Source organism: Cellulomonas sp. P4_H4 (genome assembly GCF_056400865.1).
Genome location: NZ_JBFUKL010000004.1, coordinates 129,515 through 147,088, shown reverse-complemented (window position 1 = coordinate 147,088; position 17,574 = coordinate 129,515). Strand labels below are relative to the sequence as shown.

General features: G+C 69.0%; 17 protein-coding genes. 9 read left to right on the top strand and 8 right to left on the bottom strand.

Annotated elements, in window-relative coordinates:
• Positions 1-38: 38 nt before the first annotated feature.
• The 7 genes from AC1DPN_RS13880 to AC1DPN_RS13850 form a co-directional block, all read right to left on the bottom strand.
• Positions 39-1,016 (bottom strand): class I mannose-6-phosphate isomerase, encoded by a 978-nt coding sequence (locus AC1DPN_RS13880; protein ID WP_477085349.1) that lies wholly within the window; start codon positions 1,014-1,016, stop codon positions 39-41.
• A 15-nt stretch (positions 1,017-1,031) separates the two neighbouring features.
• A complete protein-coding gene (locus AC1DPN_RS13875; RefSeq protein WP_477085348.1) occupies positions 1,032-1,997 on the bottom strand; it encodes a DUF4432 family protein in 966 nt (321 codons plus the stop codon).
• Positions 1,994-3,175: an ADP-dependent glucokinase/phosphofructokinase gene (locus tag AC1DPN_RS13870; protein ID WP_477085347.1), complete on the bottom strand. Its 1,182-nt coding sequence runs from the start codon at positions 3,173-3,175 to the stop codon at positions 1,994-1,996. Before AC1DPN_RS13870 ends, AC1DPN_RS13875 begins: the two co-directional genes overlap by 4 nt.
• A gap of 14 nt (positions 3,176-3,189) precedes the next feature.
• Positions 3,190-4,044: a ketose-bisphosphate aldolase gene (locus AC1DPN_RS13865; RefSeq protein WP_477085346.1), complete on the bottom strand. Its 855-nt coding sequence runs from the start codon at positions 4,042-4,044 to the stop codon at positions 3,190-3,192.
• 55 nt (positions 4,045-4,099) lie between these two features.
• On the bottom strand, positions 4,100-4,993 hold the full coding sequence (locus AC1DPN_RS13860; protein WP_477085345.1) for a carbohydrate ABC transporter permease: 894 nt from the start codon (positions 4,991-4,993) through the stop codon (positions 4,100-4,102).
• A gap of 2 nt (positions 4,994-4,995) precedes the next feature.
• Positions 4,996-5,922, bottom strand: coding sequence for a carbohydrate ABC transporter permease (locus tag AC1DPN_RS13855; protein ID WP_477085344.1), 927 nt, complete (start codon positions 5,920-5,922; stop codon positions 4,996-4,998).
• A gap of 81 nt (positions 5,923-6,003) precedes the next feature.
• Positions 6,004-7,287 (bottom strand): ABC transporter substrate-binding protein, encoded by a 1,284-nt coding sequence (locus AC1DPN_RS13850; protein ID WP_477085343.1) that lies wholly within the window; start codon positions 7,285-7,287, stop codon positions 6,004-6,006.
• Positions 7,288-7,682: 395 nt separating this feature from the next.
• On the opposite strand from AC1DPN_RS13850, the gene AC1DPN_RS13845 reads away from it, so the two are divergent.
• Positions 7,683-8,495, top strand: coding sequence for a DeoR/GlpR family DNA-binding transcription regulator (locus tag AC1DPN_RS13845; protein WP_477085342.1), 813 nt, complete (start codon positions 7,683-7,685; stop codon positions 8,493-8,495).
• 69 nt (positions 8,496-8,564) lie between these two features.
• Here the strand turns inward: AC1DPN_RS13845 and AC1DPN_RS13840 are convergent, their stop codons facing one another.
• Positions 8,565-9,137: a DinB family protein gene (locus AC1DPN_RS13840; protein ID WP_477085341.1), complete on the bottom strand. Its 573-nt coding sequence runs from the start codon at positions 9,135-9,137 to the stop codon at positions 8,565-8,567.
• A 95-nt stretch (positions 9,138-9,232) separates the two neighbouring features.
• On the opposite strand from AC1DPN_RS13840, the gene AC1DPN_RS13835 reads away from it, so the two are divergent.
• The 8 genes from AC1DPN_RS13835 (at position 9,233) to AC1DPN_RS13800 (ending at position 17,490) form a co-directional block, all read left to right on the top strand.
• The gene (locus AC1DPN_RS13835) at positions 9,233-9,571 is read left to right on the top strand and encodes an ArsR/SmtB family transcription factor (protein WP_477085340.1); all 339 of its coding nucleotides are present in this window, start codon (positions 9,233-9,235) and stop codon (positions 9,569-9,571) included.
• A complete protein-coding gene (locus tag AC1DPN_RS13830) occupies positions 9,568-10,002 on the top strand; it encodes an SRPBCC family protein (RefSeq protein ID WP_477085339.1) in 435 nt (144 codons plus the stop codon). Before AC1DPN_RS13835 ends, AC1DPN_RS13830 begins: the two co-directional genes overlap by 4 nt.
• A gap of 2 nt (positions 10,003-10,004) precedes the next feature.
• Positions 10,005-10,787 carry an alpha/beta fold hydrolase gene (locus AC1DPN_RS13825; protein WP_477085338.1) on the top strand — a complete coding sequence of 261 codons (783 nt, stop codon included), beginning with the start codon at positions 10,005-10,007 and terminating at the stop codon, positions 10,785-10,787.
• Between the two features lie 89 nt (positions 10,788-10,876).
• A complete protein-coding gene (locus AC1DPN_RS13820) occupies positions 10,877-11,497 on the top strand; it encodes a hypothetical protein (protein WP_477085337.1) in 621 nt (206 codons plus the stop codon).
• Positions 11,498-11,499: 2 nt separating this feature from the next.
• Complete coding sequence (locus AC1DPN_RS13815; protein ID WP_477085336.1) at positions 11,500-14,244, top strand: MGH1-like glycoside hydrolase domain-containing protein; 2,745 nt, start codon at positions 11,500-11,502, stop codon at positions 14,242-14,244.
• A gap of 420 nt (positions 14,245-14,664) precedes the next feature.
• Complete coding sequence (locus AC1DPN_RS13810) at positions 14,665-15,792, top strand: ABC transporter substrate-binding protein (RefSeq protein WP_477085335.1); 1,128 nt, start codon at positions 14,665-14,667, stop codon at positions 15,790-15,792.
• A gap of 32 nt (positions 15,793-15,824) precedes the next feature.
• On the top strand, positions 15,825-16,580 hold the full coding sequence (locus AC1DPN_RS13805; protein ID WP_477085471.1) for an ABC transporter ATP-binding protein: 756 nt from the start codon (positions 15,825-15,827) through the stop codon (positions 16,578-16,580).
• The gene (locus AC1DPN_RS13800) at positions 16,570-17,490 is read left to right on the top strand and encodes an ABC transporter permease (RefSeq protein ID WP_477085334.1); all 921 of its coding nucleotides are present in this window, start codon (positions 16,570-16,572) and stop codon (positions 17,488-17,490) included. The genes AC1DPN_RS13805 and AC1DPN_RS13800 overlap by 11 nt, the downstream gene beginning before the upstream one ends.
• Positions 17,491-17,574 lie beyond the last annotated feature (84 nt).

The following is a 17,574-nucleotide window of genomic DNA, read 5'->3' as shown; positions in this document are numbered from 1 at the left end:
AACGTGCGCGAACTGGACGTTCTGACTGTAGACGCTGGTCAGGGCTGCGGCGGCCTGCAAACGAGCACCTCGAGGCCGTCACCTCGGAGGGCGAGGTCGCCGGCGCTGAAGGGCACGACGTACGTCTGTCCGGACCGCAGCTCCTGAGCCTCTCCGAGAGTCCCTGACCCGGCGACGACGACGAGCACGCTGTACCCGGCGTCGAGCGTCGAGCGCCCTCGTAGACGCTCGACGCGGAAGAACGGTGCGGCGTCCGGCAGCAGGTCACCAACCGTGGAATCGCGGGCGCCGCGCAGACCCGCTACCTGTTCCGCGGACCATCCCCGACGGTCGACCGCCTCGAGGGCAGCCCCGAACCCGAGCCCGAGGTGCCCGTCGCGCGCGCCGTCGATGTCGAACCCGGTCCACTCGAGCAGGATCGAGAGGTCTGTAGGTTCCTGCAGCTCGACGAGGAACGCCCCCTCACCGATCGCATGCGGCAGTCCGGCCGGCACGAGGACTGCGTCCCCACGGTCGAGCGGCAGCCGGTGCATCGCATGCAGCATGCCGCCGACGTCCTGCGTGTCCGTCCACCGGGCGAGCTCGTCCACCGAGACGTCGCGTCGGAAGCCGAGGCGCACGGTCGCGGGTTCGAGCATGATCCACGCCTCGGTCTTGCCGTGCGCGAGGCCCAGGTGCTCCGCGGCGAAGGCGACGTCCGGGTGCGCGTGCACGGGCAGCCGCTGACCGGCGTCGAGGAGCTTCACCAGGAGCTCGGGGCTGTCGCCGAACGCCGCCACGTGCTCCGGCCCGAGCCAGCCCACCGGATCCTGCGCGATGGCGTCCGCCAGGAGGTCGCCGCCGGGCAGCGGCGAGAGGCCGAGCGTCGACTCCCCGAAGAGCGTGGTCGTCGATGCCACCCAGTCCTCCGGGACCCGGCGCGACCGGACCCCTTCGCCGCGGAACGCCGCGATGCGCTCGCCTCCAGCGTAGAAGCGTTCGGGCGGCTGGTTGGCCTGCAGCTGCTGCAGCGACACGGCTGTCTCCTTGGGTCAGTGGTCGAGTGCTCGGGCTCGGACGACGACCCGCACGGTCGTGCGCCACTGCTCCCCCGGCCCGAGGACCGGCGCCCCCGCGTCGGGCAGCTCGCGCTCGGGGCCGAACAGCGCGGCGTTGGTGGGCTCGACGCCGAGCACCCATGCACCGGCCGCGGGCCAGCTCCAGGTGCACAGACGGGGCAAGGTGTCCGCGGACCACTCGACGCGCACGTCCGCGCGCGGTCCGCCCGTGAGCAGTGCGCGCGCCCAGCCGTTGTCGGGCACCACGTCAGGGTGCTCCGCGACGACCGGCTCGGCGCCGGCGGACGGCTCGGGCATCCGCAACGGGTGCCGGCCGGGCGGGGCAGGCTCGCGCAGCACCGGTGCGTCCGCGGCGACCTCGAGCGTCCCGCCGGGTGCGAGCAGCGGGGCGCCGAGGTTCACGTGGTAGAGCAGCGGGACCGCCGTCGGGCGGTCGCCCACGTTGCGCACGATGTCGCGGACCTCGACCGCGGGACGTCCGGTCGTCGCGACGACCTCACGCTCGACGACGATCTTTGGGCCGCCGAGCGAGGTGTGCGCGACGAGCCCACGTACGTGCACCTCGATCCCTGTGGGAGTCCGTTCTCGCCACCACCGCACCTCGTGCGCGGGCGTGAGGTGGTGCGTGCCGTGCTGCCCCGAGGATCCACGCGGTGGCCCGATGTTGTCCGGCCCGCAGGTGGCCAGCAGCCCACCGAGGAACCGCGCCTCCCAGTCCCGGCCGGGGCCGGGGTCGACAAGGTTCGGCGACCGCCAGGCGACCGGCGTCCCACACCACCAGACAGCACCGAGGTCGAGCCCGCGATCGGGCATGACGTCGACCTGCAGCCCGTCGAGGAGCCTGAGGGTCAGGATCCGCTCACCTGTGACGCTCGTCCCCTCGAACACGCTCGCCACCGCGTCGGGGAGGGAGACGAGCCCCTCGTCGAGGAGCGTCATGCGAGTGCCGCCAGGAAGCCGCCGACGAAGGTGTCACCCAGCCCGATCGTCGTCGGGTCGTCCGTGCTCAGGTCGTAGGCGGGCACGCACACGACCCGGTCGGGCAGGTGGTTCTCGATCGCGGCGGCGAACTCGACGCCGGCCTCGCTGACGGACTGTCGCACCATGCCGTCGTAGTCCGTCGCGGTGAAGCCGTCGCCCAGGAGGTACCGCACGCCGGCCATCGTCACCCCGCCCTGCAGCGCACCCCGGTAGCGCCAGGCGTGCGTGCTCATCGCCAATGCCCAGTGCCGCGTGTGCACGACGAGGGCGGGTACCTGCACGAGCGCGTGCAGGCTCAGGAGCGCGTCGCCGACCGCGGCCGGGTCGAGCAGGTCGATCGACGAACCGACGTACGCCTGCAGCTCGTCCTCGTTGAGGCTGTACACGTCGATCACGTCGACGAGCGCCTCACGGGCACGCGCCGCGTGGGCCGGGATGTGGAAGCCCGCGTCCTCGTAGAAGACGACCGCCTGCTCCGGCAGGAAGTCGATCACCTTGCGGGTCTCCGCGAGTCTGTCGTCGAGGACCGCGGGGTCCTGGATCGTGTTGAAGCCCGAGACCAGGAACACGTCCGCGTCGGCGAGCGTCGGGCCGAGGTCCGGGCTCAGCCGCAGCTCTCTGTTCGGCGGGTCGTTGGTGTAGATGATCCGGTTCGGGTGCGCGGCCATGACGTCGACGTCACCCGCTCGCACGCGGGCCCCGGCGGCGAACTGCACGATCAGGTGCGGGTCCGTGGTGTCCCGCGTCGCGCTGCTCACGTAGGACACCGCCCGCGGCAGCAGCCGGCGCACGTGGTCGTCGATGCTCACGAGGTGCACCGTGCTGGTGATGCCGAGCTTGTCCATCGCCAGGGCCGCGCGGACGCACGTGCCGCCCAGCGTGATGCGCCGCTCGAAGCGGGCGGCAAACTTCTCGACGATGTCGGAGGAGGCGACGAACCGCTCTCCCCCGACACCGTCGCGGACGAACGCCAGCAACGTCCTGAGCAGGTCACGCTCGGACCGGATCGGGACCGACGCACTCACCTCGGCAGCGCGGATGGCGTACTCGAGGACCAGGGTCTCGACGACGCGGGAGTCCCAACGGATCTCGTAGTCGACCGTGCCGCCGAGGCCCAGGACGTAGCTGGTGCTCATCTGGTCAGTGCTACTCAGTACAGAGCCGACTTGCCCGCGGCGTTGAAGAGGTCGATCTTCTGCGCGGCGGTGACCTTCATGGCCTCGATGCAGGGCGGCTGGATCGAGTTCGGCTCGCGCAGGGTGCCGTCGGCCAGCACCTCTCGCATCTTCTGGTGGTAGGCCACCTTGATGTCGCTCGAGATGTTGATCTTGTTGACGCCCAGCTTCACGGACTGGCCGATCTCGTCGTCCGGGTTGTTCGAGCCCCCGTGCAGCACGAGCGGGACGCGCACCTTCTCCTTGATCTGCGTGAGCAGGTCGAGCTTGAGCTCGGGCTTCATGGTCGACGGGTAGATGCCGTGGCTCGTGCCGATCGCGATCGCCAGGCTGTCCACACCGGTCCGCTGCACGAACTCGACCGCCTGGTCCGGGTCCGTGTAGATGATCTGCGAGGCGCCGTCCTCGGCCTCGTCGTCCATCTTGCCGATGGTGCCCAGCTCACCCTCGACCGACAGGCCCACGGCGTGCGCCGCGTCGACGACTCGCTTGGTGATGGCCACGTTCTCCTCGAACGGGAGCATCGAGCCGTCGATCATCACCGACGTGAAGCCGCACTGGATCGCGGTGAGGATCTGCTCGTACGTGCCGCCGTGGTCCCAGTGGATCGTCACGGGCACCGACGAGCGGTGCGCACGCTGGATGATCGCCGGCATGACGTCCTCGCCGATGTGGCTCAGCTCGTCTGGGTGGATCGCGATGATGACCGGGGACTCCTTCTCCTCGCTGATCTCGATGATCCCGTTCAGCATCGCGTAGTCGCTGATGTTGAACGCCGGCACGGCGAAGTCGTTGTCGTTCGCCACGGTCAGCAGGTCTACGCCGTTCATCAACATGTGTACAGCTCTCCTTGTTGTGTTGCCTTGTGTTGCTGGGTGTGTTGGGTCAGACCTTGACTGCGCCAGCCGTCATCCCCCCGATGAAGTACCGCTGGAAGAACAGGAAGAGTGCCAGCACGGGAATGCAGCCAAGAATGCTCATCGCCATCATCTCGTTCCATTCATAGGAATGCTGGCCCATGAGGAGCTGGATGCCGATGGGGACCGTGCGCATGTCCTCGGTCCGCGTCAATGTGAGCGCGAAGAGGAACTCGTTCCAGCAGATCATGAACGTGTAGACGCCCACAGAGACCAGACCGGGCACGGAGATGGGGACGAGAATGCGCCACAGCGCGGTGAGCGGACCGGCTCCGTCGACCTTGACGGCCTCGTCCAGCTCTTTGGGCAACGTGTTGAAGTACCCGGTGAGCATGATGATCGCGTAGGGCAGCGTGAACACCATGTAGGTGAGGATCAGGCCCTGGTAGGTGTTGTAGAGCTTGAGCGCGACGACCAGCCCGAAGTACGGGATGAGCAGCGTGATGGGCGGCACCGCCTGCACGCTGACGATGACGACGTTGAGGATCCGCTTGAACTTGAAGTCGTAGCGGCTGAACGCGTACGCCGCGAGGATCGCGACGACGAGCGTCAGGAACGTCACCGACAGCGCGACCACATAGCTGTTGAAGAAGAACCGCAGCTTGGTCGGGTCGGTGAAGATCGTCGTGTACGCGTCGAACGAGAACGACTCCGTGATCAGGCGCGGCGGGTACTGGAAGATCTCGAGGTTCGACTTGAACGAGCTCGAGAGCATCCAGAGGACCGGGAAGCCGGCGAAGACGGCGCCGACGAGAAGGCCGACGATCAGGCCGACCTTCTTGGCCAGCCGCGTACGGGCCAGCTTCTGGCTCACGGGCCGGCGCGTCTGCGACGTCACCGGGGAAGAGACTGCTGTCGCCATGGTCAGTCCCGCGCTTTCTGGTGCCTGGCGTAGAACACGGCCAGGATCATCGACAGGAGAAGAATGATGACCGCGGCGGCCGACGCCACGGAGAACTCGTACCTGCTGAATGCGAGCTTGTACGTGAACGTGCTCAACATCTCGGTCACATTGATCGGACCGCCACCTGTGGTCATCCAGATCAGCGCGAACTGCTGAGACGTCCAGATGAAGTCCAGCAGCGCCATGCTGATGATGATTGGCCGCAGCTGCGGGATCGTGATATTGAAGAATCGCTGGACCGCATTGGCACCGTCCACGCGAGCCGCCTCGTAGAGGTCCGCGGGAATGCCCTGCAGCCCGGCCAGCAGGCTGATCATGAAGAACGGATAACCGGCCCAGATGTTGATGAAGGTGACCGACATCAGCGCGTGCGACGGCGAGGCCAACCACTCCACGTCGGAGTTCAGCAGGTAGTTGATGACGCCGTTGGGGGCGAGCATGAGCCGCCACAGGACGGCGACGATCGCCACGGTGAACAGCCACGGCAGGACGTAGACCACGCGGAACAGACCGACGAGCTTGGCGCTGAGCAGCTTCGTGTTCAGCATCATCGCGAACGTCATGCCGATGACCAGGTGAGCCACGACGCTCACGATCGTGAAGAACAGGGTGTTCCGGATCGCGGTGAGGAACACCGGGTCCTTGATCACCTCGAGGTAGTTGTCGAGGCCGACGAACACCGGGTTCTTGTTGGTGATCACGCCACTCAGCAACGAGTAGCCGATGACCATGATGATCGGCGTGACCATCAGGACGAGCATCAGGACGACGGTCGGGGCCAGGAAGCCGTACGGGGTGGCCCTGCGCTTGAACAGTGCCCAGCGGGGGCGCTGCCGGGGGACGTCCGCGACCGGTGCGGCCGGACGTTCGAGCTGGGAAGTGGACACGGCGGATCTCCTAGGAAGATCGGTCGCGCCAGGCGTCGTCGTGCCTCTCGGCGCCTGGCGCGACCGCAGCGTGATGGGGGCCTAGAACTCCGCCATCCACGCGTCTTGTGCCTTCTTCAGGGTGTCGTCGACCGACTGGTCCCCGGAGAGCGTCTGCTGGAGCTGCTCGTCGAACTCGCGCATCAGCTGCTCGGCCACCGGCAGGCCGGTGAACTCGTTGGCCGGGTAGCCCGCCTTGTAGATGTCGAACGCCGTCTGGTACAGCGCGTCGTCACCGAGGAAGTCCGGCGTGGACTGCGTGTTGCCAGGGAAGGCCTTCGCCATCGTCGACAGCTCGGAGTTCGTCTCCTGCGACATCAGGAAGTCGACCAGCTTCCAGGCCTCGGCCTTGTGCTCGCTGTTCTCGGCGATACCGATGCCCCAGGACGCGTAAGGGATGCCGCGTTCACCCGAGTAGTCGTCGACCGCGGGGATCGCTGCGATCGAGAACTTCAGGTCCGGGTTCGCCTCGCGGATCGTGGTCACGTGGGCCAGCGAGTCGATCATCATGCCGACCCGGCCGTTGGTGAACTCCTCGACCTTGTCCTGCTCCTTCATGGTGAGCGCACCAGGGGCGACGTAGCCCTTGTCGTACAGGTCGACGACGAAGTTCGTCGCATCCGCGACGTCCTCGTTGGTCACGTCGGGCTGGCCGTCCTTCAGCATCGAGCCTCCGGAGGCCCAGACCCAGGACATGACGTCGTTCTGGATGCCGTTCGGCGCCTCCATCGACAGCGGCAGGACCCAGCCGTGCACCTCCCCGCCCAGCCCGGTGACGGCCTCGGCCGCGGACGCGAACTCGGAACGGTTCGTGGGGGGTGCTGTGACGCCGGCCTGCGTGAGCAGGTCGTCGTTGGTGAACATCGGGTAGACGAAGTTGACCACCGGGATCATGTACGTCGCGCCGTCGACCTGGATCTGGCTCGCCAGCTCGCTGTCGTCGTAGCCCGCGTCCGACATGATCGACGAGAGGTCGGCCAGCGAGCCCTGCTTCGCGAAGTCGTTGACCCATGCCCCGTCGAGGCCGACGACGTCCGACATGGTGCCCGCCGCGGAGCCCGCGACGATCTGTTCCTTGGTCGATGCGTACGGACCGCTGAGCAGCTTGACCTTGATACCGGGGTTGGCCGCCTCGAAGTCGTCCATCACCCCACGCAGCGCACCCTCGGGCAGCTCGGGCTCCCACCACTGAGCGAACTCGAGGGTCACGTCGCCACTCGAGGACGCGCCGTCGTCCGAACCACTGCCACCGCTACAGCCGGCCAGCACGACTGCGCTGGCGCCGAGGATCGCAATGAAGCGTCCACCGCGAGCTCCGTTGCTCATGACTCTCCTTTGGGTCGTTGCTGCCGCATCATGCGACTCCATGCGGACTTCTGCGTGTTTTCTCAACCTAGGCTCGCGCAAATCGGACGTCAACCCCGAACTGAGGCCTCTCTTCACTAGTGGCCGAATCGTTACCTAGCGGTCGGTTTCTACGACACGTGTCCGTTAATGCAGGTCAGATGGGTGTTTCATGCTCCCGCTCCGACGTGCGGCATGCCGTCGAGGACTATCCGGACCCGTGCACGTTCATGCGCGGATCCGCTGGATCGCGTCAAGCGGCACGCGCGCCACCTGCACTTTTGGCACATGAGCCCCGGCTGGATCGCCGTGCATGCGGCCAATCCACGCAACTTCGAGCGTTTTTGTGCTAGAAGTTCTGTGTGTCTGCAAGCAGCGTGAGTACGTCCGACGGCGACCGCCGCCTCCCCGCCGGTCGCAAGGCCGACCTTGCCGCCTTCGTGCTCGAGGTCGGCCAGGTCACCGTTGCGCGCCTGGCCGAGAGGTTCGACGTCTCCCCCGACACGATCCGGCGCGACCTCGACCAGCTCGACGCCGACGGCGTGCTCATCCGCACGCACGGTGGGGCTGTCAGCCTGTCGGCCGTGCCACGGGCCGACACCGGTCTCGACGTGCGGCTGCGCCTGCAGACCGCTGCCAAGGAGCAGATCGGTGCGGTCGCCGCGGGACTCGTCGAGGACGGCACCGCCATCCTGATCAACGCCGGCACCACGACGCTGGCGCTCGTCCGGCACCTACGTGACCATCGCGAGCTCACGATCGCGACGAACAGCCTGCGGATCCCGGCCGAGATCTCCCCTGCGGTCTTCCGGGACCTGTACGTGTTCGGCGGCGCGGTACGGCTCTCGGCCCAGGCGACGGTCGGTCCGGTGAGCTTCCAGGCGGCCGTGGGCTACGACCGGGACATCCAGTGCGACCTCGCGCTGATCTCGGTCGGCGCCGTGTCCCCGAGTGGCTACTCGACGAGCAACCTCGGCGAGGCCGCGATGATGAACGACATGATGGATCGCGCCTCGCGCGTCGCGATCCTGGCCGACTCCTCGAAGTTCGGCCGACGACTGTTCGCGCAGGTCGCAGACCTGGGCCGGGCCGACTACCTCGTCACCGACGCGCCGCCCACCGGCGAGCTGGCCGACGCCCTGGCCGACCATGACGTGCAGGTCCTGCTGCCCCCGGGCACGGCAGGCTGAGCAACGGCACGACAGGAACGTCGCACCCCTCCGGAGGTCGGTGGCCCTGTCGGTCAGCGACCGCGAAGGTCAGCGGGCGCTCGCCTCGCGTGCGGCCTGTTCGACGCCGGCCACGTAGTCCGACCAGTCCACGTCGGGGATGTTCGGGTCGTCGGGCCGCGAGCCGACGGCACCGTCGAGCAGCTCCCGCACGATGTCCGCGTGCCCCGCGTGGCGGGCCGTCTCGACGGTCATGTGCACGAGCATCTGGTGCAGCGTCACGCGCCCGCGCTCACCCCACCAGGGCACGTTCCCGACGGCGTCCAGCGGGAGTGCGTCGATCGTCGCGTCGCTGTGCGCCGCGCACCGCTCGTGCAGCTCGACGATCTGCTCGCGGCTCTCGTCGGCCGTGGCCCACATGTCGGCGTTGTCGGGCGCGCCGTCGGCGAACCACGGGAGCTCGATCCCGGACGGCCGGTCGAAGACGTCGCCGAAGTAGCCGACCTCGACGCTCGCGACGTGCTTGACCAGGCCGAGGAGGTTGGTGCCCGTGCGCGTCATGGGCCGCCGGACCTGGTACTCGTCGAGCCCGTCGAGCTTGCTGAGCAGGCTCGTCCGCTGGGTGCGCAGGTACCGGTGCAGGGTCTCTTTCGGGTCGTCCATCCCGCCACTATGGACCGGGCCGCCGCGGGTGGGCACGTCGGACGGTTCACAACCAGTGGGTTGTGCAACGTCGCAGTTGTGAATATCCTCGTCGCATGCCCGTGCTGGAGGACGACCTCACCCTGATGTTCACCGCGCTCGCGGACCCCACCCGGCGAGCGATCCTCGAGCGCCTCGCGCACGGCGACGCGACCGTCCACCAGCTCGCCGCACCCTTCGCGATGTCGCAGCAGGCCGTGTCCAAGCACCTGCTGGTGCTCGAGCGCGCCCGCCTCATCTCGCGGTCCCGGGTGGGGCAGTCGCGCCCGTGCGCGCTGGAAGCCGAACGGCTCGCGGAGGCTGCAGGCTGGATCGAGACCAACCGTCAGGTCTGGGCCGACCGGCACGACCGTCTGGCTGAGCACCTGGCGACACTGCAAGGAGGAAGCGCATGACCGAGCTGACGTTCCGACGGGTGCACCGCGCGACGCCCGAGCTGCTCTTCGACTGCATGACCACGCCCGAGCACCTCGCGCAGTTCTGGGGGCCGCGCGGCACCTCGACCCCGGTCGAGAACATCACGGTCGACCTGCGCCCCGGCGGTGCGTTCGAGACGACGATGGTCGACGAGGCCAGCGGGGACACGTACACGATGCGCGCGACGTACGTGGAGGTCAGCCGTCCGGACCGCCTCGTGTGGCAGGAGTCCGACGGCGAGATGCTCACCACGATCACGTTCGTGGACCTGCACGACGGACGCACCGAGGTGGTCACGCACCAGGCCCGGGTGCCCGCCGCCTTCGCGAGCCCGCAGGCGCAAGCCGGGTTCGTCACCAGCCTCGACCGCTTCGACGTCTACGTCGACGCCCTCACCCACGGGGCCTGACCATGAGCACTCTCACCTCCCCCGACGGCACCACGATCGCCTACTCGCGCACCGGAGACGGACCTGCCGTCATCCTCGTCGACGGAGCCATGTGCTACCGCGGCGCCGGCCCGATGGACCCGATGGCCGACCAGCTGCAGGACACGTTCACGGTGTACACGTACGACCGCCGCGGCCGCGGCGAGAGCAGCGACATCCAGCCGTACGACGTGCAGCGCGAGGTGGAGGACCTGCGAGCGCTGATCGCCGTCGCGGGCGGCACCGCCGGCGTCTACGCCATGTCGTCCGGTGGTGCGCTCGCTCTGGCGACCGCCGCGGTGGACCCGGGTGTCACTCGTCTTGCGCTGTACGAGCCGCCCTACATCGCCGAGGCGGGCGAGCAGGACCGGGTCGCCGCCTACACGTCGCGGCTCACGGGCGCGCTCGCCGAGGGTCGGCGCGGGGACGCGATCGCGCTCTTCATGACGTTCGTCGGCATCCCCGAGCCGGTCGTGACGGGCATGCGCGCTCAGCCGGGCTGGGACCGGTTCGAGGCCATCGCCCCGACGCTCGCCTACGACAACACCCAGATGACCGGCAGCCTCGTGCCCCGGGCAAGCGTCGCGACGATCACGGTGCCGGCCGTCGTCGTCACGGGTGGTAGCAGCCCGGAGATCCTCCAGATCGCGGGCAAGTCCGTCACGGACGCGCTGCCGAACGGCAGGCACACCGTGCTCGAGGGCCAGACGCACGACGTCGACGCCGCGGCGCTGGCGCCGGTGCTCCGGGCGTTCTTCCTGGCCTGAGCGTCGCGCGGGTCGCACCTGCCTGTTGACGTGCTCCCGTCGGCGAACCAGTCTGCAGAGGGAGACCCGTCGAACCGGAGGACCACCCCATGCGCCTGTCTGCCCGCAGTGCCGCTCTGAGCCTGATCCTCGTCCCGCTCCTCGCGCTCACCGCGTGCTCGTCCGACGACGAGCCGGAGGCCGCACCGCCCACGCCGACGCCTACCCCCACGCCGACAGGACTCTCGGCGTCCGCGTGGGCGGACAACGTGTGCACGTCGCTCGGCGACCTGACCACGAACATCGGGGCCATCTCCCAGGGTCTGAGCGTCGAGCTCGGGTCCGGAGACGCCCTCGACCAGCTCAAGACCCAGCTCAAGGACAACGTCGCGACGGCCGGCACGTCCCTGGATGATCTGCTGGCTGCGATCAGCGACGCTCCGACGACCGAGGAGGCCCAGGACCTCAAGACGAGCCTGGAGAGCAGCGCGGACGACGTCGCGACCGCCACGCAGGATGCCCGGGACGCCGCGCAGGAGGCAGCGGACGCCGAGAACGTCGCGGGGTTCATCGGTGCAGCGGGCGCCGCGCTGACCGCGACGTCTGAGGCCATGAACGCCGCCAAGGCGTACGCGACCACGATCACGTCGGCCGCCTCGAATGCGGGCGGCACGTTGCGGTCCGCGTTCGCCGACGCCGACAGCTGCGTGGCCCTGAACGAGAAGGCCTGACGGTGGGGGCCGAACGCGACCGGGTCAACACGTTCGGAAAGCTCGAGGACGGACTGCTCCGGGCCAGCGACTGGTACCTGTGGGGTCCGTACCTCAGCGAGCGCCAGTGGGGAACGGTGCGGGAGGACTACAGCGCCGACGGCGAGGCGTGGGACCACTTCCCGCACGACCAGGCGCGCTCGCGCGCGTACCGGTGGGGCGAGGACGGCATGGCCGGCTTCAGCGACATCGAGCAACGCCTCTGCCTGTCGCTGGCGCTCTGGAACGGGCGCGACCCGATCCTGAAGGAGCGGATGTTCGGCCTGACCGGCAACCAGGGCAACCATGGCGAGGACGTCAAGGAGTACTGGTGGTTCAAGGACGCGCTCCCGAGCCACGCCCTGAACCGGTGGCGCTACCACTATCCGCAGAGCGAGTTCCCCTACGACGACCTCGTCGCGGAGAACGGCCGGAGGGACAAGCACCAGCCCGAGTACGAGCTGCTCGACACGGGCGCCTTCGACGAGGACCGCTTCTGGGCGGTCGAGGTCGAGTACACCAAGGACGGCCCGCACGACGTCCTGATGACGGTCCAGGTCACCAACGCCGGACCGGACACCGAGACCCTCCACGTCCTGCCCACCGTCTGGTTCCGCAACACGTGGTCGTGGGGCGACGACGAGCCCAAGCCCCACCTCCGGACGAGCGAGGGGTCGTCGATCGACATCGACCACCCGCAGTTCGGTGACCTGGAGCTCGTCGTCGGCCCCGGGCCGGACGGCATCGCTCCCCCGCTGCTGTTCTGCGACAACGAGACCAACGCCGCGAAGCTCTTCGAGGTCGACGAGAGCCCGGCGTACCCCAAGGACGGGATCAACGACCACGTCGTGCACGGTGCGGACACTGTCAACCCGTTGCACGAGGGCACCAAGGCCGCCGCCTGGTACCAGGTCGAGGTCGCGCCGCAGCAGATGGTCGAGCTGCGCCTACGACTGCGTCCCCGCGGCGGAGCGCGCCCGGCACTCGGTTCGTCGTTCGACGCCGTCACGGCACTGCGTCGTGCGGAGGCCGACGAGTTCTACGCCGAGCTCACGCCCGAGGGCACGTCCGCCGACGAGGCGCTGGTCATGCGCCAGGCCTTCGCGGGGATGCTCTGGTCCAAGCAGCTCTACGCCTACGACGTCGCCCGCTGGCTTGACGGCGACCCCGGGCAGCCCGTGCCCCCGGCGTCACGCAAGACCGGCCGGAACAGCACGTGGCGCAGCTTCGACGCGTTCGACATCATGTCGATGCCCGACCCGTGGGAGTACCCCTGGTTCGCTGCGTGGGACCTCGCGTTCCACTGCGTGGCGCTCGCGCACATCGATCCCGCGTTCGCCAAGTACCAGCTGATCCTGATCTGCCGCGAGTGGTTCCAGCACCCGACGGGAGCGCTGCCCGCGTACGAGTGGTCGTTCGACGACCTCAACCCGCCCGTGCAGGCGTGGGCAGCGCTCGAGGTGTTCGCGATCGACGGCGGGACCGACCTCGACTTCCTGCGTCGGGTCTTCGACAAGCTCCTGGTCAACTTCACGTGGTGGATCAACCGCGAGGACGCCGACGGCTCCAACCTGTTCGAGGGTGGCTTCCTCGGCCTCGACAACATCGGCCCCATCGACCGCGACAAGCTGCCGGTCGAGGGCACGCTGCAGCAGTCCGACGCGACTGCGTGGATGGGCTTGTACTCACTGCACATGGCGACGATGTCGTTCGTCCTGCGCCGCAGGGGCAACCAGCCGACGCAGGACCTGACCGTCAAGTTCCTCGAGCACTTCGCCCTGATCAAGCACGCCCTCGACGACCAGGGCCTCTGGGACGAGGCCGACGGGTTCTTCTACGACCGCATCGCGCTCGACGACGGCCAGCGCATCCCCGTGAAGGTGCGCTCGATGGTCGGTGTGCTGCCCGTGCTGGCCGGCCTCGTGATCGACGAGGCGCTGATCCAGGAGGCCGCTGTCCTCGGCAAGGGCTTCGCGAGCCTCCTGGGCGACGCGCTGGACCCGGCGAACCTCACGCCCGGCAGCGGGGCCGTCCGGGGCACGCCCGGCGACCGGCGGATGCTCCTCGGGGTGGTGGGCGTCGAGCGCGTCGGTCGACTCTTCGAGCGACTCTTCGACGAGCAGGAGTTCCTGTCGCCCTACGGGCTGCGCGCGGTCTCGGCCACGCATCGTGACCATCCGTACGTGCTCGAGATCGGTGAGCTCACCGCGAGCATCGACTACGAGCCCGCGGAGTCGACGACAGCGATGTTCGGCGGGAACTCGAACTGGCGCGGGCCGATCTGGTTCCCGCTGAACTACCTGCTGGTGAGCTCGATCAAGGTGTACGGCACGTTCTTCGGCGATGACGCCACGGTCGAGTTCCCGACCGGCTCGGGCGTGCACAAGTCCCTGACGGCGATCGCGGACGAGCTGCGGACGCGGCTGATCTCGCTCTTCACACTGGACGAGGACGGTCGCCGCCCCTGCTACGGGCACGTCGGCGTGTTCCAGGACAACCCGCACTGGGCGGGTCTCGTGCAGTTCAACGAGTACTTCCACGGTGACGACGGCGCCGGTCTGGGCGCCACCCACCAGACCGGCTGGACGGGCGTGGTCGCCGACCTGATCCGGCGCAGACCGGGCTCTGACGTCGCCACTCTGAGCGACCTCCTGCACCTCCCGGCCGACCCGGCCCGCACCCCACCGAGCGCCGCCCCGGAACGGTCCCGGCACGCTCGCCCGGCCTGAGACAAGTCCCATATTCCGACCTGCTTAGTCCAGTATCCGAGACGCGGGTGTTGCCGCGGCGCGCGGACCGCCATCCTCTACACATGCAGACCAGCCGCGCCCTCATGACGTGTTGTCACGTCACGATGGCTGCCGCGCGCCCCTGCTGTCCGCGGACCATCTGAACCACGGCCCCGTCCCCCCTCGGCCGCGCGTTCAACGCCCGGCCCCTGTGCGCAGGACGCCCGGCCAGACCGCGTGCCACCCCCGTCCCCCGCGGAGGAAGCGCCTCATGGCGTCCACCCTGTTCGTCCTTGCTGGAGATCCTCGACGTGCCGCCGCGCACGCCTCGGACCGCTCCGCCGTGCGATGTCGGCGATGTCTGCCGATCACCGACCGCACGCGCTGACCGACCGACCCGAGATCCCGAAGGACCCTGACATGACTGCTCGCCCCGCGCCTCGCGCGCGCCGCCTTGCCGCCACCCTGACCACCCTGCTCACCGCTGGCGTCGTCGCGTCCCTCGGCGCGTGCTCCGCCGACTCTGCCGCCGGCACCGGCGACGAGCCGACCGCCTCCGAGACGACCGCCGGCCCGCTCGCCGAGGCTGACGAGCTCCGCCTCGGCTACTTCGCGAACGTCACGCACGCCCTGCCCCTGATCGGTGTCGAGGACGGCACCTACCAGGAGACGCTCGGTGACACGAAGCTGACCACGACGATCTTCAACGCCGGCCCGGCCGCGGTCGAGGGCATCTTCAGCGGCGCGATCGACGCCGCGTACGTCGGGCCCAACCCCGCCATCAACGCGTTCGCGCAGTCGAACGGCGAGGCCATCAAGATCGTCGCCGGTGCGACGTCCGGTGGTGCCCAGCTCGTCGTGAACGACTCGATCCAGGACCCGGCCGACCTCAAGGGCAAGGCGCTCGCCACCCCGCAGCTCGGCAACACGCAGGACGTCGCGCTGCGCGCCTGGCTCGAGGAGCAGGACCTCACCAGCTCGATCACGGGTGCCCCGTCGGACGTGAACATCCTCCCGCAGGAGAACTCGCAGACCCTGGACGCCTTCAAGGCCGGTCAGGTGGACGGCGCCTGGCTGCCCGAGCCGTGGGCCTCCCGACTGGTCGACGCGGGCGCTCACGTGCTCGTCGACGAGAAGGACCTGTGGCCCGGTGGCGACTTCGTGACGACGCACCTCATCGTCGCGACCGAGTTCCTGGACAAGTACCCCGGCACGGTGAAGAAGCTCATCGAGGCGGAGTACGCGACCAACGAGTGGATCACCGCCAACGAGGACGCGGCGAAGACGGCCGCCAACGCGAACATCGAGAAGCTCACCGGCAAGCCGCTGGCCGACGGTGTGCTGGACCGGGCGTGGGGCAACCTGCGGCTCACGCTCGACCCGATCGCGTCGAGCCTGCAGACGTCCGCCGACCACGGCGTCGAGGTGGGCACGTCGAAGGAGACCGACCTCACAGGTATCTACGACCTGACGCTCCTCAACGAGGTGCTGGCGGCCAACGGACAGGAACCGGCCGACGACGCCGGGTTGGGAGCTGACGGAAAGTGACCACCACCGCGACGGCGGCCGGCGGCCCGGGCATCGATGCCCCGGCCGCCGTTGCGGCACGCCTCACCGACGTCACCCAGCACTTCGGCGAGGCCTCGCGCCCGCCCGTGCTCGAGCACATCAACCTCACGGTCAGGCCCGGAGAGTTCGTCTGCCTGCTCGGCGCCTCCGGGTGCGGCAAGTCGACGCTCCTGTCGCTGATCGCCGGCCTCGACCAACCCGTCTCGGGCGACGTCGAGGTGCCCGGCGGCCGGCCCGCTCTGATGTTCCAGGAGCCCGCGCTCTACCCGTGGCTCACCGCGGGCGCCAACATCGAGCTGGCACTGCGCCTGCGCGGGGTGCCCCGCAAGGAGCGCAAGGTCGAGGCGCAGCGCCTGCTGACGCTCGTCCGGCTGGACGGTGCGGCACCCAAGCGCGTGCACGAGCTCTCGGGCGGGATGCGCCAGCGCGTCGCCCTGGCCCGCGCACTCGCTCAGGAAGGTGATCTTCTCCTGATGGACGAGCCGTTCGCGGCGCTCGACGCGATCACGCGCGACGTCCTGCACGAGGAGCTCATCCGCATCTGGTCCGAGACCGGCCGAGCGGTCATCTTCGTGACCCACAACGTCCGCGAGGCCGTCCGGCTCGGGCAGCGCGTCGTCCTGCTCTCGTCGCGACCCGGACGGGTGGCGCGCGAGTGGCGCATCGACATCCCGCAGCCGAGACGCATCGAGGACGCCGACGTGTCCGCGCTCAGCGCCGAGATCACCGAGCACCTGCGTGAGGAGATCGCCCGCCATGGCCACTGAGACTTCCGCCCCGGTCACCGTGCACCACCCGGACCGCCCATCCGACAGCGCACTCGCGGCCGGGCTCGACGCGCTCGAGACGCCGATCAGCAACCCGCGCCCCTCGTTCCTGTCGCAGGTGTGGCGCTCGGTGTGGCCCGTCCTCACCGCGCTCGTCGTGATCCTCGCCGTCTGGCAGATCGCGTTCCTGCTCGAGCTCAAGCCCCCGTACGCGCTGCCGGGACCGGCCGAGACGTGGCAGACGTTCCTGGCCACCGTCGAGGACGGCACCGCGTGGCAGGCCGTGAGCACCAGCGTCCAGCGCGCCGCGGTCGGCTTCCTGATGTCGGTCGTGGTCGGCGTGACGATCGGCGCCGCGCTGGCCGCCTCCCAGCTCCTGCGGCGGGCGTTCGGCCCGATCATCACCGGACTCCAGTCGCTGCCGTCCGTCGCGTGGGTGCCGGCCGCGATCATCTGGTTCGGCTTCAGCGACGCGACCTCCTACGCGGTCATCCTGCTCGGTGCCGTCCCGTCGATCGTCAACGGCCTGCTCACCGGCACGGACCAGGTCCCTCCCCTGTTCCTGCGGGTCGGCCAGGTGCTCGGCGCCCGAGGCTGGACCCGGATCCGGTACGTGCTGCTGCCGGCCGCGCTGCCCGGGTTCCTCGGTGGCCTCAAGCAGGGCTGGGCGTTCGCCTGGCGCTCTCTGATGGCGGCGGAGATCATCACCCTCGCTGCTGGCGGTGGCCTGGGCCAGCTCCTCGAGAGCGGCCGCTCGCTGAGCGACATGTCGCTGGTGATCGTCGCGATCTTCCTGATCTTCCTGGTCGGCATCGCGGTCGAGCTGATCGTGTTCTCGCCGCTCGAGCGACGCGTGCTGCACTCACGCGGCCTCACGGGCCAGACCTCGAGCACGGGGCGCCGGAAGTAGCGCGTACGGCACCGGTACGGGACGGCACGCCGAGAGATCCCCGACGCAACTCGATCTGCGGCGCCGCTCATGCCACGATCAGCA